The 21907-nt window shown below is 46.6% G+C and carries 15 protein-coding genes; 1 reads left to right on the forward strand and 14 read right to left on the reverse strand.

Going from position 1 to position 21907, the window contains the following annotated elements:
• Positions 1-227: 227 nt before the first annotated feature.
• From RS891_RS20060 to RS891_RS20115, 12 genes are all read right to left on the reverse strand, one after another.
• Entirely contained in the window at positions 228-1019 is a 792-nt protein-coding gene (locus tag RS891_RS20060; RefSeq protein WP_258530549.1) for a CAP domain-containing protein, read from the reverse strand.
• Positions 1020-1369: 350 nt separating this feature from the next.
• Positions 1370-1828, reverse strand: a complete 459-nt coding sequence (locus RS891_RS20065; protein WP_062328403.1) for a GNAT family N-acetyltransferase — start codon at positions 1826-1828, stop codon at positions 1370-1372.
• Positions 1818-3005, reverse strand: a complete 1188-nt coding sequence (gene purT / locus RS891_RS20070; protein WP_113052001.1) for a formate-dependent phosphoribosylglycinamide formyltransferase — start codon at positions 3003-3005, stop codon at positions 1818-1820. Before purT ends, RS891_RS20065 begins: the two co-directional genes overlap by 11 nt.
• A gap of 136 nt (positions 3006-3141) precedes the next feature.
• On the reverse strand, positions 3142-4992 hold the full coding sequence (locus RS891_RS20075) for an ABC transporter ATP-binding protein (RefSeq protein ID WP_315793005.1): 1851 nt from the start codon (positions 4990-4992) through the stop codon (positions 3142-3144).
• Entirely contained in the window at positions 4989-6761 is a 1773-nt protein-coding gene (locus RS891_RS20080) for an ABC transporter ATP-binding protein (protein WP_113051999.1), read from the reverse strand. Before RS891_RS20080 ends, RS891_RS20075 begins: the two co-directional genes overlap by 4 nt.
• 321 nt (positions 6762-7082) lie before the next feature.
• Positions 7083-10754: a dynamin family protein gene (locus tag RS891_RS20085; protein WP_315793006.1), complete on the reverse strand. Its 3672-nt coding sequence runs from the start codon at positions 10752-10754 to the stop codon at positions 7083-7085.
• 294 nt (positions 10755-11048) lie between these two features.
• A complete protein-coding gene (locus RS891_RS20090) occupies positions 11049-11321 on the reverse strand; it encodes a hypothetical protein (RefSeq protein ID WP_024630585.1) in 273 nt (90 codons plus the stop codon).
• Positions 11322-11344: 23 nt separating this feature from the next.
• Positions 11345-12040, reverse strand: coding sequence for an endonuclease III (gene nth, locus RS891_RS20095; protein ID WP_113051997.1), 696 nt, complete (start codon positions 12038-12040; stop codon positions 11345-11347).
• Between the two features lie 163 nt (positions 12041-12203).
• Entirely contained in the window at positions 12204-14942 is a 2739-nt protein-coding gene (locus RS891_RS20100; RefSeq protein WP_113051996.1) for an S-layer homology domain-containing protein, read from the reverse strand.
• A 72-nt stretch (positions 14943-15014) separates the two neighbouring features.
• Positions 15015-15698, reverse strand: coding sequence for a GerMN domain-containing protein (locus RS891_RS20105; RefSeq protein WP_113051995.1), 684 nt, complete (start codon positions 15696-15698; stop codon positions 15015-15017).
• Between the two features lie 35 nt (positions 15699-15733).
• Positions 15734-17146 (reverse strand): N-acetylmuramoyl-L-alanine amidase family protein, encoded by a 1413-nt coding sequence (locus tag RS891_RS20110; RefSeq protein WP_113051994.1) that lies wholly within the window; start codon positions 17144-17146, stop codon positions 15734-15736.
• Between the two features lie 258 nt (positions 17147-17404).
• A complete protein-coding gene (locus tag RS891_RS20115) occupies positions 17405-18811 on the reverse strand; it encodes an N-acetylmuramoyl-L-alanine amidase family protein (RefSeq protein ID WP_315793007.1) in 1407 nt (468 codons plus the stop codon).
• Positions 18812-19145: 334 nt separating this feature from the next.
• Between RS891_RS20115 and RS891_RS20120 the strand changes: the two genes are divergently transcribed.
• Positions 19146-19715 (forward strand): hypothetical protein, encoded by a 570-nt coding sequence (locus RS891_RS20120; RefSeq protein ID WP_315793008.1) that lies wholly within the window; start codon positions 19146-19148, stop codon positions 19713-19715.
• A gap of 132 nt (positions 19716-19847) precedes the next feature.
• On the opposite strand, the gene leuD is transcribed toward RS891_RS20120, so the two are convergent.
• Together leuD and leuC are read right to left on the reverse strand one after the other, a co-directional pair.
• The gene (leuD, locus tag RS891_RS20125) at positions 19848-20450 is read right to left on the reverse strand and encodes a 3-isopropylmalate dehydratase small subunit (protein ID WP_113051992.1); all 603 of its coding nucleotides are present in this window, start codon (positions 20448-20450) and stop codon (positions 19848-19850) included.
• A 32-nt stretch (positions 20451-20482) separates the two neighbouring features.
• Positions 20483-21904: a 3-isopropylmalate dehydratase large subunit gene (gene leuC, locus RS891_RS20130; protein ID WP_113051991.1), complete on the reverse strand. Its 1422-nt coding sequence runs from the start codon at positions 21902-21904 to the stop codon at positions 20483-20485.
• Between the last annotated feature and the right edge of the window lie 3 nt (positions 21905-21907).

Raw genomic sequence — 21907 nt, forward strand, 5'->3', positions numbered from 1 at the left:
TACACCTGGCTGGGTGCTTAAAATTTAAAATGATTTTACATTAAGATGACGCTTTTTCTAAATAACATAAATGTTCTGTCGTTAATTTGCAAATTTTGCCGCTGTATTAAGCAGAATTCAGTTTCAAACATGCTTTTACAAAAAAAAGCTATGTCACGCACAGCTTCGAGCTGTGATGACATAACCTTTTTTTGAACTAAAATTAAAATATTCTTCAATAAAATGAATTAGTTACCGATAAATTCTTGAGCCCAATATCCGTTGTAGAATCCAACACCAATTTTCGTGAAGTTTTTGCTTAGGATATTCGCACGGTGGCCTTCGCTATTCATCCAGGCTGTAACAACCTCTTGAGGTGTTTTTTGCCCTTTCGCGATATTCTCGCCAGCATAGCTGTAAGTGACTCCGAATTGTTTCATCATGTCAAACGGAGAACCATAGGTCGGTGATTGGTGATCAAAGTAATTGTTGTTGCTCATGTCTTTAACTTTGGCTACAGCCACTTTGTCCAAAAGAGCATCGGAAGCCAATGCGCCCAGGCCTGCTTTGGCACGTTCAGCGTTCACAAGTTTTACAACTTGAGCTGCAAAATCCGATTGTGTGCTCTCGCTACCACTGTTGCCTGTATTGCCTGTAGTCGTTCCAGTTCCAGTTCCACTATTTGAAGGATCTTTGGCTGGTGTAGTTGCCGGTTTATCTTCTTGAGTTGGTTTGGCAGGTGTTACCGGTTTGGCAGGAGTTGTCGGTTGAGCAGGTTTAGTTGTTTGATCAGGCTGTGTTGCAGGCTTCTCTACTGTGGTTTGCCCTTCGCCAGTGGATACAGTGTAACCATTATCTTTCAGCCATTGCTCAATGTACGCTTTTAAGCTTTCCGCACTCGTAATTTTATACGTAGTAGTTTTAGTCGTTGTTTTATATGATGCATCTGCAGCAGAAGCGGAAGCAGGGAGCATAACCCCTACGGCGAGTACGGCTGTCAGACTGCTGGTTACCACGGTTTTCATCCATTTCTTCTTCAAATTCATTCATCTCCTTAGGAATATTAGTTATGACAACTTTGTAATTAATACTCTAGGAGTATATCAAGAGGATAGTAGATTGTGAACCCATAAATTATGGAAAAGTAACTTTTTTGTCATTTTTACTAGCTGTTTCAAGTGGGTGTAGACGGTTTATAGTACATTGCACCTTATCCTGCAAACTGCTCTTAAATCGCTGGTATATCAACTAAATATACAACCATCGTCCTTAAAATACGGCATAAAAAAATGGCATCCGGACTTAAAAATGCTCGCCGAATGCCACTTATCTTCTTTTATCATTCACCGCACCAAAAACGTGAAGATCGCGATATAATAAAACACTTTTTCTATAGAAGGACTTTACTGAAACGATAGCCTCTCTTCTGGAAACCAATATGCTCGTAGAAAGAATAGGTTGTTGAAGTCACTTCACGGTTCGCTCCGGTGACAAACAATTGTTTCCCACCTTGCTGTCTGCCCCAATCCTCGGCACGGGCCATCAGACGACGACCAATTCCGCCCCCACGATGCTCTTGCCCTACTATCAAGGACGTAATTTGTGCGGCAGGTTCCGGATAGGCATGACTTTGCACACATTGCAAGCCAATCACACCAATAATTTGTTCATCCACTTCGGCAACAAGCATGCATGCGTTTGGATTACTTTCCAAACATTCAATGCGCTCTTTCATGACATTGGCTGTTGTGGGATAGCTGACCTCTCGCATCAGTCCCGTTACCGCTTCAGCATCTCGCAGTTCACACTCTCGGATCATCAGTACAGGGGCCTCAACATTATTGGACATGATTTACCTCCACTTTCAGCATATTAGCGGCTTGTACCGCTGTTTTACGAGCTTCTTCCACATCTTGGCCGGCACTTAATGCTACGGCCATTCGGCGTCCCACTTTGGCCTCAGGTTTACCAAATACACGAACCTGAGTACGAGGAAGCGCCAGTGCTTCTTCAATCCCGCCTACAGTAAAGTCAGATGTTTCATCATTAGCCTTCAGCGTTGCTGAAGCTCCCGGTGTCAGTAAATGTACATCTGTGACCGGAAAACCAAGAATTGCACGCACATGCAGCGCAAACTCGGAACTATCTTGCGTTACCATAGTAACCATACCTGTATCATGCGGACGAGGCGACACCTCGCTGAACACGACTCCATCTGATGTCAGGAATAATTCAACCCCGAACAGTCCATAACCACCGAGTTCATCCGTAACAGACTTGGCAATATGACAAGCTTGTTCCCATTGCTCCGGTGTCATCGCGTGAGGCTGCCACGATTCGACATAATCCCCATCTTTTTGAATGTGACCGATCGGAGGACAAAATACAGTCCCTGAGACAGATCTAACTGTGAGCAGCGTAATTTCGCTGTCAAACTTCACGAAGCTTTCCACAATGACTCGTACGGATTTGCCACGTGCTCCCGAAAGAGCAATATTCCAGCAATCCTCTACGTCATCCGCTGTACGGCATACACTCTGCCCTTTACCGGAAGAACTCATTAGTGGTTTGATGACGCATGGTGTGCCCAATTCACGAACAGCTTCCTGAAGTTGCTCCAGGTTGTCCGCAAAAAGATAGGCCGCTGTTGGAAGGTTCAATTGTTCGGCTGCCAGACGGCGGATGCCTTCGCGATCCATCGTTAAACGGGCAGCACGTGCCGTAGGAACGACACAAAATCCTTCTTCCTCAAGCTCGAGTAATGCTTCAGTTGCGATTGCTTCAATCTCAGGTACGATGTAATGAGGTTGTTCCTTTCGGATCAATTGTTTCAGAGCTTCGGCATTTAACATGTCGATGCAGTAAGACCGATGTGCAACCTGCATGGCAGGTGCGTTTTCGTAACGATCAACAGCGATCGTTTCTACTCCCAGTCGCTGGGCCTCAATAACGACCTCTTTTCCCAATTCTCCGCTGCCCAATAGCAGCATTTTTTTGGCTTGAGCCGAAAATGGAGCACCCCACATGTTCTTTCCAATCCTCCCAAAGAGAAATCTTCTATATCTATCTCTCTATTTTCGGGGTTTTGGTTAAAGAATGCAAGAGTGCTCCCTATTTTTCTTGTGAATTTTACAAGATTTTTTGTGTTTTTTCGATCAATTTTTACAAAAATCTGTATTGAGCTTCTATTAATCCATTATAAACTCCTTGTTTCTGGATAAGTTGCTCATGGTTTCCTTCTTCCTTGATTTCACCATGATCCAGCACGATAATGTTATCCGCATTTCGGATTGTGGAGAGACGGTGGGCCACCATAAAGGAAGTTCTTCCTTGCAGCAACACTTTCAAAGCCTCCTGAATTTTGAGCTCTGTTTCGGTGTCGATGCTGGCAGTCGCTTCATCCAAAATCAAGATTCGAGGGTCAGCCAGCAAGGCACGGGCAAAGGATAACAATTGCCGTTGTCCCATGGATAATACATTCCCGCGTTCTTCGACTTCCGTATCATATCCACCCGGCAGCTTCATAATAAATTCATGGGCATTAACAGCCTTCGCAGCTTCTTCCACTTCTTCATCGGTTGCACCCAGCCGTCCAAAACGAATATTATCACGAATGGTACCTGAGAAAATGAACGTATCCTGCAATACAATACTGATCTGGCTGCGCAGACTTTCAACCGTTACATCCCTTACATCCTGACCATCTATGGTGAGACGTCCGCCAGATATGTCATAGAACCGGCTGATGAGATTGATAATGGTACTTTTACCTGAACCCGTATGACCTACAAGGGCAATCGATTGTCCGGCTCCTGCAGCGAAACTGATTCCCTTCAGCGCCTGTCTGCCCTTCTCATATTCAAACACGACATTGTCGAATACAATATCTCCTTTAATAGAAGCAAGCGGCTTGGCTCCAGGTTTATCTGCAATACTCGGCTCCTCATCCATAAACTCGAAGATCCGTTCGGAGGAAGCCATGGCAACGAGCAATTGATTGTACATCTGTCCCAGACGGTTGATCGGGTCCCAGAAGTTGCCGACATAGTTGGCAAAGGCAACAAGCAATCCAATTGTCAGCTGCCCCTCTTGAATCAGATAAGCACCAAACCAGAACAGGATTAACGTTCCGAAGCCGCCTGTAATTTCAATCAGAGGACCAAAGCCCTGGTTCATGGCTGATGCTCTATCCCATGATTTTTTGCTCGACAGATTCATGTTGTCAAAATACTTCATGTTTTCTTTTTCCTGCGTATACGCCTGAGTCACACGAATCCCCTGAATGGATTCATTCAAATGGGAGTTGATGCGGGAGTTTTTCATCCGTACATCCTGCCACGCACGGCGGATCAGCACACGCAGTTTGGTTGAAATAATAAACATGAGCGGAACCGTAATAATGACCGCGAGGCCCAGTTTCCAGTTGATCAGCAGCAAAATGACTATAATACCGAGCAGCTGCACACAGTCGATCATGACATTGACCGCACCGTTGGTGAACAGATCCTGCAGGGAGTTGATATCATTGGTGACACGCACCAATACGGATCCCGCAGGTCTTTTGTCAAAGAAGTTAAAGGACAGCTTCTGGATATGTTTGAACAGATCCGAGCGAAGATCGTAAATGACCCTTTGCCCGATAATGTTCGTCAATTTGATTCTGTACGTATTAGCCGCCCATTGAATCAGATACAACACAAGTACAGAACCGGCAATAATATAAAGCATCGTCAAGCTTGGCAAACCCGTTGCAGGTGCAATCGCTTTATCAATCGCCAAACTGATCAAAAATGGAACGGACAATTTTGTAATGGTACCCAAAATCATCATTAGAATAATAAGTGGCAAGAGTTGTCTTGCATAAGGTTTCATGTATGAGAACAAACGTCCGAACTCACGCCAATTAAACGGTTTTTCAATTATTTCATCGTCCTGATATACAAAACGTTCATTCATTTTCTTGTCAGAGGTCTCTTTGACCTCGCGCCTATCGGCTACCGTTTCGGCACTCATGAATTCACCTGCTCCCCAGCCTCCCGCTTACCGCGGGCAATATAATCTGCGTATTGAATCTCATATACGTCCCGGTAAGGCCCAGGCTCTTCAATGAGACGTTTGTGTGTGCCACGTTGAACGACACGTCCTTCATCCAGTACCAGAATCTCATCTGCGTGACGCAAGGAAGAGATCCGATGCGCAATGATAAACGTCGTTCTTCCACGCATGACTTCCTGGAATCCGGATTGAATTTCATGTTCGGTCTCCATGTCGACTGCACTGGTTGCATCATCCAGAACGAGAATTTTCGGATTCTTGAGCAAAGCTCTTGCAATCGCAATCCGTTGTTTCTGTCCTCCAGACAAGCCCATTCCCCGCTCCCCTACGACCGTATCGTATCCTTCTGGGAATTCCATGATGAACTCATGTGCTTTGGCCAGTTTGGCTGCACGGATAATTTCATCCATGGTTACATTTTTGAGTCCATAAGAAATGTTGTTGCGAATGCTGGAAGAGAACAGGAACGTTTCCTGGAACACAGAAGCAATCTGACTCCGCAGGCTTCGGATTCCAATATCCTTGATATTTTTGCCGTCCAGCTTGATGGTGCCCGAGTTCACGTTGTATGCACGCATCAGGAGCTGAATAATGGTTGATTTACCCGAGCCTGTTCCTCCCAGGAAGCCAATGACGGAGCCTGGTGGCGCATCAAAGTTGATATCGGTCACGGCCGGCATTTTATTGCCGTAGGCAAAGGTAACGGATTCAAAGGTCACATGCCCTTTGACTTGATCAGCCTCTACAATGACCGGATCTTCTGTCTCTTGTACATCTACCGGCGTATTCAAAAGTTCCAACACCCGTTCACCCGATGCTTTGGATTGCGTATAGTTATTGATATGGAAACCAAGGTTCCACATTGGACCGATTATGTACCAGATCAAACTGAAAAAGGCAACGAGTTGACCGAGTGTTAACGTTTTCTGAATAACCATGTTCCCACCAATGAGGAGCAGAAGAACTACGCTGACCGAAGCGAGAATCTCCATGATCGGAAAATATTGACTCCATAATGTTGCTGCATGAATCTGGTTCGTTTTATAACGCTCGTTACGAACGGAAAACTTCTCCACTTCGTGAGGTTCACGTGCAAATGACTTTACAGTACGCACACCTGTAATATTCTCCTGTACTGCTGTCGTCAAAGAGCTGAGTGCCAGCCGCATTTCTTGGAATGCAGGGTGAATTCGGGATTCGAATCTCAGCGCAACGAAGGCAAGCAGAGGAATACATATGAGCGTTAGCAAGGTAAGCTTCCAACTCATCGTCATCATCATGATTGCGCCGAATACGACCATCAGAACCATGTTGAGAATTTGAGCGAAGCCAAATCCGATAAAGTTACGGATCGCTTCCAGATCTCCCGTGAGGCGGGACATCAAATCTCCCGTTTTGGCCGTGTCGTAATACCGGAAGGATAAAAATTGAAGCTTTTCGTAACAAGCGTTACGAAGTCGGTACGCCAGGAAGTTCCCCAGACGCCCTCCAAAAAGACCGTGTAAAAATTGCATTCCCGCTTTCAGAATAACGACACCTAATACCGTTAAAGCAAGTTTGGGAACGTCTTCAAAATTGCGCGGAGTGATGACGTCATCAATCAGTATCCTTAGCAGGTTCGGATACACCAGTCCAAGCGCGGTCGCTATGGCGAGGCATAAGATCGATAAAAATAAATACGTGCGCTTCTCCCAGAAAAAGATCTGCAATTGCCTGAGAACATCCATGTCTCTCCTCCTCTTATATCGTTCAAAAACAGTATGAACATTTATGAAGTTTATCACCGTCCCCCATTCGCGGCAAAGCGAATAAGCGACCATATTCAGGCTACTTTCACCTTAATGCGTCATTAAGGAAGGTAGATACCCTCCTATCAATCAAATGTTTGAATATTCTCTTCCTTTCAGGTTGTTCGTACCAAAAAAGGCTCCCTGTATGCCTTTAGAGGCAGGGGCCTTTTTTGGTACAACGACAACATTTCAAAATATCGCTGTATATCTTATTTCGCTTTTCAACCGTTTACATACAGACATGGATTCGAATCCCTTTTATTCACGTTCAATCTGCCCCAGTTTTACAGACAGACTCTCCCATTCTTCGGCAGGAATTCCACTGGTCAGTGTCTCATGAAGGGCACTCACGGCCTCCTCAAGTCTCTCTTCCAATTGACGGGATTGATACTGCAAAGACTGCACAAGCTGGTTGTCATAGAATTGAACCAGCTTATTCTCTGCAGCAGGCAGAACATCAATCACCATTTGTTTAATAACAGGATCAAGTGCCTCCTGCAGCCTTTGTCGTCCATCTCCTTCGAAGAACTGTTTCGGATTACGGAAATAACTCAGATACGCTTTCCAACCCGAAGGTTCTTCCAAACGAACCTCTTCCAAAGCAGGTGTACTCCAGCGTTCGTTCAGCGGTAACGACAGATCCATGCCTCCGGATAATCGTTTCAATTCATCTAAACATTCGGTCACTTGCTTGTGCAGCCAAGTCTGACCTGCCTGTTCGAGTCTGAGTGTAGTCGCAAGCAGTTCCTGCTCCAGTTCGATGGCAATCATGCGCAGCAGTTCGCGACCACAGGCAGCGAAGGCTGCTTTCAGATTCCCGCGATCCTCACGAAGAACGGATGGATGGAACGCTTCTGCCATGAACAGACCAAAACGATAACCCAGGCGCTGCCGCACATGGAACAGCAGTTCAGCCGTTTCCTGGGCCAGTTCTGCCTTCATGGACCGTTCCGCGAGCAAATGTACCCTCTGAAGGGACTGTTCCTGGATCGAGCCCAGCTCATTCCGTCGTCGCTGTAGAACTTCTTCCCCCTGGGTTGCATCCTCGGCACGTGTCTTCAATCGTTTTATTACCCGTGCGATCTCTTCAGAAGCTCCACCAACCGCAAGGTCCGCAAGCTCACTTCCTGCAAACCGGTTAAATTCTTGCTCGAACTGAATGAAGCCGGATTGCTCCAGCAAATTCGCATCGTTGCCCGTCTTGCCTTCCATTGCCAGCATGCTGGATACAGGAAATAGGCGTGGTGCCCGAATGCCATTACTGCGCAGCTGAGTACTCACATGGTCAAGAACTTGCTCCAACTCCTCTTCAGAGGAAGACAAATCACTGGCATTAACCACAAAGAACATCTGATCCATCGCCGAGCTGTCTTTCACACGTCCCAATTGATTCAGGAATTGTCGGTCTCCCTGAGAGAAGGCATGATTGTAGTACGTTACGAAAATGAGTGCATCCGCATTTTTCATATAATTGAAAGTGACGCCCGTATGACGGGCATTCACGGAGTCAGCCCCTGGTGTATCTACAAGAACAATGCCTTGTTCTGTGACATCACAACTGTAGTACAGATCAATACTGTCGACAAAGCAAGACTTCTTCTCATTAGCAACAAAGTTACGATATCCGTTCAGATCCACCAGCACATCCTGGCCGAGTTGAGCTGCGGTATCCTCCCAGCCTGCTGCGGCTGCCTGCAAAAAGCTGTAATGCGGACGTCCCGCCGGATGCACATCCTGTGGCGAGAGGGCTTTGACCCGTTTTTGCCAGTCTGCCCCAGGCTCACTCAGTCCAAGCAAACGGAAGGAATACGCGAGATCCTCCTGGAAGGCGTCCGGAGTCTTCATCCGGACCCGGGCAGTTCCATGCTCCGCGCCATCGGACGGAGCCATGATCCGGTTAATTGCCGCTGTCGTTGGATGCGGCGAGACCGGTAACACGGCTTCGCCCAGCAACGCGTTGGCGAAGGAGGACTTGCCGGCGCTGAACGCTCCGAACAGCGCCAGCGTAAACGTGCCGCCCGCAAGCGAAGCCGCGCGTGCACGCAGATCCCGTACCGCCGACCCCATGGCGGGGTACGGCTCTACCAGCACAGCGGCGGCTTCCAGCCGTGCCGCCGCTGCGTCCAGGCGCAGGCGGCGCTGTGCGCCAGCCGCCGGCTGCCCAGGCACCGCCGCTTTGCGCGGCGGCGGTGCCCCTGGAGTCTGTGGCTGCGCAGCCACAGACTCTGCCGTGCCCGTGTGCGGGCCGGGTGCTTCACCCGGCTCGTGCGCGGGCACGGGCGGGCCCTGCACCTCCGGCAACAGCCCGGAGGTGAGGGGGCCCGCCGGAGGCAGCAGGCTGCGCAGCCCTGCTGCCTCGGCGTCGGCGGCGCGCTGTAGCGCCGTGTAGCGCGCCGCCGACGCGGATTGCGCCAGCAGCGCGGCGCGGCTGGCGTCCAGCGCCTGGAGCGCGGCTTCGCCCTGCGCGCCCAGCGCTTCAAGCAAGCGGTCGGCCAGCATCATGGCCGCCCTGCGGTAACGGGCCTCCATCTCGCTCCGTATATCTTTGCTGAATTGAAGCACATACTCGGGAGATACCTCTGCACTGACGCTCCGTTTCATCTCCAGAAGTGCTTCATCTACCGCAGGCAGCTCCGAGTTCAACGCCTGCTCCCACTCCGCACCCCACAGCTGATGGGCTTCACCCAACTGTCTGAGCATTGTACGGATATGCACCTCAACTTGCCCTGAAGCTTGATCCTGCAAAAGTCTCACAAGCTCAGCAGCCCGACGCTGTTTCTCCTGCTCTGTCTTACCCCCAGAGAATAATAAGCCTACCCGGAAACCGGGTTTACGGCTCTCCAAATAGGCCGCCGCAGAGGTACGAATATCGGCAGGTGTCAGGTTCGCATTTGCCAGAAGGGGCTCCAACTCCGCCCGAAACTTCTCCCGTTCACGTGATGGTTTGGAACGAAGTTCTGCTTCCTTTTGATCCAGGAGACCCAGTTCCCGTTCCAAGCGTTCAATACCTTCCTTGCCCCCAACTTCCTCCAGAAGTGCTGACTCTTCCTCTTCGCGTTCCTCTGCCTGTCTTGTCAGATGCTGCTCGGTCACATGGCTCGCAGAGCTTGCAAGGCTATGCTTGATTAAACCTTCCTTCTCTTTCATCATATGTTCAATCAGTTGAGGAAGCTGCTTCCACTGGCTGTAACGATGCTCCTTGTCCCGAAGCGAAGTAAACAGCAGTCCATCATACCGGACTTCCCAGGCTGCAAAAATAGCTTCTACACCTTCAACATATTGGTCAAACGAAAGCTCGCGTTCCCGGTGTTTATCAATCTGGTTTACGATAAGAAACAACGGTTTGCCCCAATCGGATAGACTTTTGGCAAAAGAAAGGTTGCTTTCCGATTGCACATGGTTATAATCCATCACATAGAACACCACATCGGCAAGATGAAGTGCTGAATGTGTTGCTAGGCTGTGCCCCTGATCGGTCGAATCCACGCCTGGCGTATCAAGTAATACGGCATCATCTTTCAGTAGGGGAATGTCATCCCATACTTCAATGGAGGTGTAAGCCCCACCATTCTTGCAATACTCTTCCAATTGTTCCGGAGAAACCTCAAGTACTCCCGCTGAATTGTCAGCGCTTACGTTCGATGACGTATAAATAAGTGCTCTCGGCTCACCGTTACGGATGGATACAACATTCGCACTTGTAGGTACAGGACTCGAAGGCAAAACCCGCTTGCCACATAAACTATTAATTAGACTCGATTTGCCTGCCGAAAAGTGTCCACAAAACGCAATCGTTAACTGTTTCATTTCCGCCTTACTGATCAAATCCGTTAAAGCCTGTACAGCTGTATGGTCCCCTGTCTGCTCCATCGCTTCTCGCAGTGGAAGCAGAGGTTTGGCCATCTCTACTGGGTAATCTGTTCTGGACATGACTGGCCTTCCCCCTGGCTCCTCTAATTTGACATCTGGTCCGATGTCTTTATCTTATAATTCATTTATTTTACCATTATCAAGTTTGAAATTGAACGGTCTGAATGCAAGATGACTGACAAAGATAATTTCACATCGTAATTCTCCACATAAAAAAATAAAACCGATCCTGTCGGTTTTATCTGTGAAACAATTGTATTCCATAAGAAGCATGCTGCGTCCATGCCCAATTGGATCACCTTTAAAAGGATAACCTTGTACATAGAAGCAGCATAGCTTATTAAATCAAATCTCTTAAGAAACAGCGTTCTCCATCGAAGGCAGCAAAATTTCAAATACTTGTCCGTGCTGCAAAATCGTAATGTCACGACCTTTGTCTCTCATAACAACCACTTCTGGTTTCGTGGACATACGCTCGAGATAATGTTCAGGCACATCGCCAGAATGGCTTACAGTGATACCTTCTACTTCTTTTTCTTCGTTTTCAGCCATTTCCTGTTCAACGATTTGTTCAAAAATATCGGAGAAGGCCTCAAAATTGTCAGTGTACACGGAAATGCATTTCATAATAACTCATCCTCTTCTGCTCATTAATTTATTTTTCGTTTTGGGGTTGTAGCACGTTCCTTATCTTTCCTGATTTGGGACGTTTTCATACGCTTTTTACCTTCTCTGCATATGTCCAGCAATGGACAGATATGGCATTGAGGGTTTTGTGCCTTGCAATGGTAGCGTCCAAAAAATATGAACCGATGATGAGTTAAAGTCCACTCATCCCGGGGTACGCGCTTCATCAATTTTTTCTCGACTTCAAGTACGGAGTCATCCCAACCTGCCAGTGCCAGCCTTTTGGATACACGTTCAACATGCGTATCCACCGCAATTGCCGGGACTCCAAATGCATTGGATACAACAACATTTGCAGTTTTCCGCCCGACACCGGGGAGCGTCACAAGCTGATCATGTTCCTGCGGTACATCACCGCCATACTGCTCTATTAAAATTCGGCACATGTTCTGAATATGCTTGGCCTTGTTTCGGTACAGACCGATACGCCGGATATCCTGTTCCAACTCTTCGAGAGGAACGGACAGATAATCAGCAGGACTGGTGTACTTTTTGAACAAGTCTACGGTTACTTTGTTTACCGTTTCGTCGGTGCACTGGGCAGACAACAGAACGGCTACAGTCAATTCAAACGCATTGCTGTGATTTAATTCGCAATGTGCATCAGGAAACATCGCTTCCATTGTATCGAGTATATGTCTAACAGTGGCTGCATTCATGAAGAGCTACCTCCCACAAAATGACTCCACACAGTGGAGCCTTACTTCGAAGCTTCTTTCGAGTACTTTGCGGGGACCCCAAAAATCTTGCAAAAAAAACGTCTTGATACGGGAAAGATCCCGCATCAAGACGGTCATTCTTTTGATCCTCGAAAAGAAACGATTACTGTTTTTGGATCTCCAGTACAACGTTGTTCAGGAGATACAATACAATATTATCATTATCTTTGAGAGATTGCACGCTTAAAGTGTTGTCACCCTGGTGAACAAATGCGCCTGTACCCAGTGCAAAACGATAATTTGTGTCAGATGTGGACTCACGTTTAACCAAAATTTGGTTACCGACTCCATCATAAGACCAGAACTGTTTGCTCATGACCGTCAGCACTCTGAAACGGGTGGAATTATCCGTGTCCTTCGTCATCTCAACACGGTCACCTACAGTAAGACTGCCAAGAGTAGTTAACGTAGATCCCGATTTAACCACTTTTACAGAACCACTAACAGGAACCGTCTCACTTTGACCATTGAACAGTTTCAGTGTAACTGACGAAGCATCAACAGATGTAACCTCCGCAAGCGTACGTTTAACAACTTGAACCGCTTTAGGCGTTGTTCCCTCAAATGTAACGTTGATCAGGTTACCCGCTGTCAATTGTGATGCCGTAATGGTCTGACCGCTTTCTCCTGTCAGTACCGCTTGATCAACGTAGAACTGACTTGTCAGCGAATCCGATTTCACACGGACACGTCCATTGGTTTCTACAGAAACTACTTCAAATTGAGCCACGGTGTTCAAAGCCACTTTCTGCACATAGTCCTGATTCGAACCCAGCGTAACTGTGACACTATCACCGATCTTCAGATCACTCAGACCTGCTCCAGATTTGTTGTAAATCTCGATTGTTGGAACCGTAGAGTACGGCACCGTGATCGTCTGGTTTCCAGACAACAAACTAATTTTTCTTCCAGAAGTATCAATACTGCTGATTGTGCCTTCGTATTTGTAGATCACTTTAACGGATAACGCACGAGTTCCCACATACGTCAGATCCAATTTGCGACCATCATTTAACAAAGACTCCAATCCAGCAAGTGTAGGTTTCGATGTGTTGTAGTCCAGCTTCGTTTTGTCATCAAGCGTGAACACAAACGGTTTTTTATTGCTGTCCAGAACCGTCAATACTTTTGTTTTACTGTTGTAGGATACAACGGAAACTCCGTTCATTGGCTCCATCTGACGTCCGATCACTTGAATGCGCGTCACACGGTCTTCAGAGTTTAGCGTAAGTTCAACCTGATCTCCATTAGTTGCGTCAGTAATCAGATCATTCAGCGTAGCATCCTGGATTCCGTTAATAACTACTTCCGGCTTTTCTGCAAGCAGCTTCGCTTCCAGCGATCCACCTTCACGTTTAAACGTCAGTGTGGATTGGTTACCACCGATCTCCACCAGTGTACCACGTAAAGACTGCTCTACACCTTGCGACAATTCGATCGTTTGCAGGATGCTGTCTTTCACCGTGTACTTCACTGCACTTCCCGCTTTGAGCTCAGCCAAGGAAAGGATTCGATCTTGATATCGAATGATCAGATTATCGTTATACGTGTATTGCTCTGTAGTTCCGGCTGCATTGGTAAGCTTAATCGTTTTGGCAGAAGTCGTTACTTCAGCAACGACACCACTATCACTTTTGTTTACAATACCGGACTTCACACGAATAACAACTGTCTTTTTATCAGCCGAGAACGTCTCACGTTGTACTTCAATGGTGCTATCTGCTGTAATATCAGACAGTTTGATTGCATTTCCATTTTGATCGATAAATGCTGTTGCCTCATCATAGCCATATGTTTCATAATTCTCGCCTACAAACAAGCCAATTTTATTACCTGATAATGAACGAGCAAATGTACCTTCAACGCTTTCTACCTGCGGCGTAGCATCAACCACTTCTACATAGGAAGCTGTACCCGTAGTACCTACAATCTGAACTTTTGTATACAGCTTCACATCCGCAGACGATGCACGAGATTCACTGTCTTTTGTAAAGTAAGGAGTACTGCTGTTCACTGCGAAGTTAACAGCTTTTCCGTCCACAACCAGTGTGATCTGCCCATCTTTTAATCCAGTTACATAACCCGTGAATGTGTTCGCATACTTCGTATCCGTTAAGGTTTCGCCGCGGCTAAAGAATGTAGCGAGTTGGGCACGAGTCACAGAACCGGTTGGATTAAATTTGTTGCCTTCTACACCTTTGGCCAGATCCAAACTTACAGCCAGATTGATGTACCCTTTGCCACTTTCGGAAATGCTATCATTATCAGCAAATCCGGTAGATTGGTTGTTTTGGGCCTTCGCTTCAGCATCCTTGTTCAACGAACGGATCAACAATTTTGTAATCCATTCACGTGATGCCTGTTTCTGCCCCCAGGATGTTTTGGACACATCCACTGTAGATTCTTCGGTTTTATCAATCAGTCCCAGTTGAAGCGCCAAAGCGACATAAGGCTTGAAATAGTTTCCCACTTCCATATTTGTCGGTAATGCCGTAGCCGTGCTGTCGTTCAACTGGTCCTCCTTGTTCATAAAACGGATCGCCATTGTCACAGCTTCCTGCTGCGTTACCGCGTCTCCCGGACGGAACAAGCCGTTGTTACCGAGAAGAATGCCTTGATAGGCCAGTTTGTACACATGTTTCTCAGCCCAATATCCGACCTTGATATCACTGAACAAACCGGTTGGTGCAGCTGTATTGTTTACAGTTGCAGTCTGGCCTTGCCCCGTATCTGTTGATTCTGCTGCCATGGCAGCTCCGCCGGCGCTAAGGGCCATCATGCCTGCAAGCACGGCTGAAACTACTTTTTTAGAGTGTGATGGATTGTTATATTTAAAAGTCACCTGTGATTCCCCTCTCTCATGTAAAACGGCCGATATTCCGCAGATTCACGGTAAAACAACATGCTGTACAACCTATTCGGATCGTGTCATTGGATGCTCAAGATCCACATGGCCCATCAAACTCTCGGATTGCTGGCCATCTACCAGCAAATCAAGTGATTTGATTTCATCAAACTGGAAGAACGTTTGCTTCAAAGCATCAATGGCAAACACTTCGCCACCTGCACCAAGACGTGCTGTATCCGGCATGTGAATATCCAGGGTAAGCGCACCGTCTTTGAACTGAACAGATTTCAATTCAATTTCTTTAGCCCAAAGCGGAACAAGATTGTCGTCTTTGCTTTGTTGCAGCGCTGCAAATGCAGCCTTGTACTTGGCTTCATCAGAAGAATAAGAAATAACTGCCGATGCTTTGTGCAATTCCAACTCTTCCAGATCTGTGTAGTACACATCAATGGTCTTCTTCTCATTAGTTTCGGAAGTTCCAGGCTTCTCTGTAGTAGTTCCACCCGATGGAGTCGTTGTACCCTCCGTACTGCCTTCTGTGTTACCCGGTGTCGTTGTCGTTGTATCCTCCGGATCCACAGTTACAGGTTCAGTAATATCCGTCTCATTCTGATCCTCAGGCGCATTATTCTCTGTTCCCGCACCTTGAGTCTGATTTGGAGCTGGAGCAGCTGTTGGCTTGCTTCCACATCCAGCAGCAACTGTCATAACCGTTACCAGCAGCGCTGCAATCCATAATTTTTTGTTCATTCTAACTCCGCCTCCTGATCATAAGGGTTGAACCCTTATTTAATTCCCAGATACTCCTTGATCCCTGCAACAATCCCTTTGGCTACACTGTTCTGGAAACTTTCAGTGAACAATGCGGCTTCATCGCTCTTATTGCTCAGGAAACCGGCTTCCAGCAAAACAGCCGGCATCGTTGTTTCACGGGTTACGTGGAGACTTGCCGTTTTTACTCCGCGGTCCTTCAGGCCAGATGATTGCAAGAGATACTTGTGCATCACCGTAGCCAATGCCTTGCTATTCGAACGGGTGTAATATGTCTCCACACCGTTTGCCGCTGCAGACCCGCTGTTCGCATGAATAGAAATAAAGATATCCGCCTTTAATTTTTCTGCGATTTTCACTCGTTCACTTAAAGCCAAAAATGTATCATCGCTGCGCGTAAGCACAACGTCAATGTTAGATTCTTTTTTCAGCAATGCTTCCACTTTCAGAGCCATTGCCAGATTGAAGTCTTTTTCCTTCTTGCCGGTTACACCAATGGCTCCCGGGTCCTGATTACCATGTCCAGCGTCTACAACAACAACTTTTTTGCCGTTGTTGCCAACAGGAGGCTGCGGTGTTGTAGTGCCTTCTTTGTTCAGATCAATCATAACCAGACCAGAGTCACTTTGCACGTCATAACCTTTCGCATTGGTCAGATCAATGACAAAACGAAGAGTAGAAGGACTATTGCTGTACAAGGAATAACGAATCTTCGACACATCCGGATATCCACTCACGACAAGCTGTCCATTCTGGTTGCTGTCCAAAGCTTGTCCTTCACTAAAAGAGTCAGCGAATGCGGTATTTGGCAAGTCTATAACGATTCGATCCGGTCCTGTCATCGTGAAGACGTTCGGCTTCGTATTTCCGCTAGTTGCAATCAAAAAGCGGTTGTCACTGAAGCTGATGCCGTTCACCAGTACAAGACCCTCCTGATCAGATCCTCCACCGTCATTACCAGAGTTCGGAGGAGTGGTTGTCCCGTTTCCGGAACCTGAATTCTGGGTAACTAATGTTACCGTCTTCGTTGTATTGTTCCAACCCACCTTAAGACCCATTTGCTCACCAATGAACCTTAAAGGCACAAGTGTGGTTCCATTTTTCACGAGTGGCGGGGCATCCAGGTTCACATTACTGCCGTTCACCGTTGCCGTCTTCTGTCCAACAATCATCTGCATGGCAGTGTTGTCTTTGCTAATAGTCACGGTGCTTGTTGCCTGTTTCCAGTCCACACCATATCCCAGGCTCTCCGAAATAACCCGAATCGGAACCATCACACTGCTATTGATGATTTCCGCTTTGGCATCCGAAGGTTGCACAATTTCTTTCCCATCTAGGATAATGTGCGTATCTGCTGCTGCATGACTATAGCCCGGGAAAACGAGCCCAAAGACAAATAACAGTACCAAAAAACCGAACTTCTTCATCCTTCACCCCTACCATTCTCATATTTTTTTGCCGCATGTTGTGAACCTTCAGCTCCGACTGACCACTGAGGCATTACCAGACACCTATTAGACGCCTCGGACTCTCAAAAGTTGCGAATATATTCCAACATAACAGAAAAAAAACGTTGTCAAATCAAGCTTTTTCTACATTTTATTGTCTGATTTTTTCCTTAATTATCAATTATGCATCTCGAAACAACGCACTACCCTGACCTTCATATTTGCGCACAGCCCAAATTAAAGACCCAAATATTCTACAATTCCGTCTACGATGGCCTGTGCACATTTGTTCTGATAATCTTCAGTCAGCATCATTGCTTCATCAGCTGGATTACTTAGAAATCCGAGTTCAAGCAGAACTGCGGGCATCGTTGATTCACGGGTTACATGCAGACTTGCCGTTTTGACTCCTCTATCCTTAAATCCCGTAATCTGCAACACATGCTTGTGCAAAATGTCGGCCAAATCCTTGCTATCTTTACGACTGTACAACGTTTCAATTCCATTAGGAACAGGAGTTGTAAACTTGTTTCCATGGATCGACACAAAAATATCCGCCTGATTCAGTTGGGCAATATCTACACGCTGCTGCAGGGATAATTCCGTATCATCCTGCCTTGTAATCACCGTCTGAATCTCCGTATGTTGTTGCAGAAGTGCCTGAACTTTGAGTCCCACAGCCAAATTAAAGTCCTTCTCATAGGCGCCTGTCACACTGACGGCCCCCGACTGTCGTCCACCATGTCCTGGATCGATAATAACAATCTTTTTACCATCATTGGTTGGTACAGCAGGCTGACTTGTTGGCTCTCCATTACTCGCCGCAAGGTCAACAAGCAACACGTTGTTCTCACCCAGTGACCATTTGGCAGTCGCTGCCTGACTCAGATCAAGGACCACACGCACCGTTGAAGGCGTTTGGCTGAATATTGCATATCGCACCTTGGAAACCAGCGATGAATCCGTAACCAGAAGAGTTCCGCTGCCATCCAGATTGGAAGCCTGTCCCTGGATGAACTCCTTAGCAAATGTGGTGCCGGGCAGGTCTACGATGATACGATCAGGTCCGCTGAGACTGGAAACCTTCGGTGTGATTTTCCCGTTCGTCGCCAAGATTAGACGATCCCCGCCGAAGCTGATACTTTGAAGTTCAGACAGACCTTCCGGTTCAGGAGCTTCCACTGGGTCATTTTCACCCTCGTTACCTGCCACAGGAGGAATGCTTAATAGGCTTACTGTCTTGGTTCCATTGTCCCATCCTACCTGAAGACCCATGCCTTCACCGACAAAACGTAACGGAACCAGTGTAGTCCCTTGTTTAATTAGAGGTGGAGAATCGAGACTCACCCGATTTCCATTTACGGTGGCCGCATCTTCGCCTGCCGTCATCTGGATACTGCTGTTACCTTTGAGAATACGAACAGTCTGTGTGGCTTTCTCCCATTTCACCTGATAACCGAGGTTTTCAGAAACGATCCGAATGGGCACCATCACGGTCTTGCCAGTATTCTCGGCCGGAGCTCCCGACTGCTGATTAATGGTCACACCGTCCAGCACAATCGAGGGAGACGAATCGGCATTTGCCATGACAGGAAATAAACACAGGAACAGAAAAACAAAGACTGCTGCCGACCATTTCTTCATACATTAACCACCATTCTGTTTGTCTTTTGAACCTTCGACCTGATTCGCTGTGATGCAACACTCGACTCTATCTACCCTTCCATAATCTACTAATCAGTTTATCAGATATTGTCACTTCATCCGGTTACAACGTTGTCATATTTAGTCGGAAATAAGACGACAACAGAAGATCATCTTCAAGTGCATGATCTCCTTTTTATATGAAGATATATCGTTTCAAAGATGTCATGTATCTCGTCCTCTTCTATTCTATAATGTACCTTATGGGATACATATTCCGAACAAAATAGGTTGCTATATAAGCGGAAAATCTGACAAACAAGGAGGAAGAAGCATGCTCACACTATATAAGAAAGAACCAGACGGCAAGCTGCTATATGCGGAATACTGGATTGAAGAAGGTCAGGTGGTGGAGCATATCGGTACAGTCGGTAATTCCGGCACAACGAGCAAATCAGATTTCACAGGTGTGTATAGGGATGAGGACGAATTCAAAATTGATTTTTTAGAGCGTTTCACAAATCAAGGCTACGAACAGGTTTCAGAACAGGAGGGATATATGCTGCTCGTCCAATACCCCATGAAGAGCATGGCAGGAAACAAACGTGATCTGTGGCTTAAGGATAAGGCGAGTGAAACATTGACAAGTGAACTGGGATGGAAAGGGCTAGGGTTTGTAGACGGGCATGATATGGGCAAAACGGCAAACCCAGTCGCTCAGTACGCCTTGAATATATACTGCTTTGTTGTGGATGAGAAACTTGGTATTCAAACGATTAAGCGAGTACTCAGAGAGACGCGGCTTGACCACACTAGGATCAAAATTGCATCAAGAAAACTGAACAGTGATGGGGAATACGTGTTGAGGCATTCAGCCAAGAAAGATCTTGAATTCTATGTATAAAGATGATTAATATCTTTACTATTTCGGTTTTGTTCATTTGAGAGTACAAGAAAAAGCTTCTGTTCTCTTGGATCGGAACACAGTTCCTTTCTGGAGACAGAAGCTTTCTACAATAGCAACATTTTTTATTGATTAACCAAACAATTTAGCCGCGTGGCGCTGTTCATAAGCTGTAATTTCATCATCATGCTGGAGTGTCAGGCCAATATCATCCAGTCCTTGCAACAGGAACTGACGACGGTGTTCATCCAGGTCAAAGTCAATATGCAATCCATGTGCATCTGTAATCGTTTTGTTTTCCAGATTGACATTCAGTTCATAACCTGCATGAGTCGCTGTACGCTGGAACAGATCTTCTACTTGCTCTTCCGACAGTTTGATTGGCAAAATGCCGTTTTTGAAGCAGTTATTATAGAAAATATCCGCATACGATGGTGCAATTACACAACGGAATCCGTAGTCCATAATCGCCCATGGTGCATGCTCACGAGAAGATCCACAACCAAAGTTGGCGCGTGAGATCAGAATGGATGCTCCTTCGTAGCGAGGTTTATTCATTTCGAAAGAAGGATTATTGTTGCCCTCTTCGTCAAAACGCCATTCGTAGAACAAAAATTGTCCAAATCCGGTCCGTTCGATCCGTTTCAAAAATTGTTTCGGAATGATTGCATCTGTATCTACATTGACCCGATCTACCGGTGCAACGATGCCTTGCAGTGTTTTGAATTCATCCATTTCATTCGTTCTCCCTTCAATCCGTTCCTGTGTTAGATAGCTGCTTCCGTTTTGAAATTCCAGTCACGTACGTCAACAAAGTGTCCCTTAACCGCTGCTGCAGCCGCCATTGCAGGAGATACGAGGTGAGTACGTCCTCCGCGTCCCTGACGTCCTTCAAAGTTACGGTTGGATGTCGAAGCACAACGTTGTCCTGGTTTCAATACATCCGGATTCATTGCCAGGCACATACTGCATCCTGCATCACGCCATTCAAATCCAGCCTCCGTGAAGACTTTATCCAGACCTTCTTTTTCCGCCTGAATTTTAACACGTCCCGAGCCTGGTACAACGATCGCTGTAACATTGCTGGATACGGTGTGACCTTTCGCTACCTGTGCAGCAGCACGCAAATCTTCAATCCGTCCATTGGTGCATGAACCGATAAATACATAATCAACCGGGATTTCGGAAATTGGTGTTCCAGGCGTAAGACCCATATATTCAAGCGCTTTTTCAGCAGCTTTACGTTCATTTTCAGTTGGCAGTTCAGCCGGGACAGGAACTTTCGAAGAAATGTCGGTTCCCATACCTGGGCTAGTACCCCAAGTTACTTGCGGAATTAATGATTCCACATCGATTTCAACTATACGGTCAAATTCAGCACCTTCGTCAGTTACAAGCTCTTTCCAAGCAGCAACCGCTTCATCGAATTTGCCATCAGCAGGTACGTATTCACGTCCACGCAGATATTCAAATGTTGTTTCATCCGGAGCAATCATGCCCGCTCTTGCTCCACCTTCAATGGACATGTTGCAGACGGTCATACGCTCTTCCATGCTCAGTTCACGAATCGACTCACCTGTATATTCAATAACATATCCAGTAGCAAAGTCTGTACCGTATTTGGCGATGACTGCGAGGATCATATCCTTCGCCGTTACACCCGGGTTACGTTTACCTACAAACCGAACTTCCATCGTTTTGGCTTTGGCTTGCTGCAAACATTGGGTTGCCATAACATGCTCTACTTCACTTGTTCCGATCCCGAATGCGAGTGCGCCAAATGCACCGTGTGTGGACGTGTGACTGTCGCCACATACAATCGTTTTACCTGGATGAGTCAAGCCGAGCTCAGGACCCATAACGTGAACAACACCTTGATCGATGGTATCCAGATCATACAGTTTTACGCCGAAGTCACGGCAGTTTTGTGAAAGTGTGTCGATTTGTTGTTTGGAGATTGGATCCGTAATGTTAAAACGATCCTTCGTTGGAACGTTGTGATCCATTGTTGCGAACGTCAGCTCAGGGCGACGGACTTTACGTCCGCTCAGACGCAGACCTTCAAATGCCTGCGGAGATGTTACTTCATGCACCAGATGCAGATCGATATACAAAATGCTTGGTTTGCCTTCTTCCTGATGAATCACGTGATTTTCCCAAATTTTCTCAAACATCGTTTTTTTACTCATCAT

The organism is Paenibacillus sp. BIC5C1 (assembly GCF_032399705.1).
Classification (GTDB): domain Bacteria; phylum Bacillota; class Bacilli; order Paenibacillales; family Paenibacillaceae; genus Paenibacillus; species Paenibacillus taichungensis_A.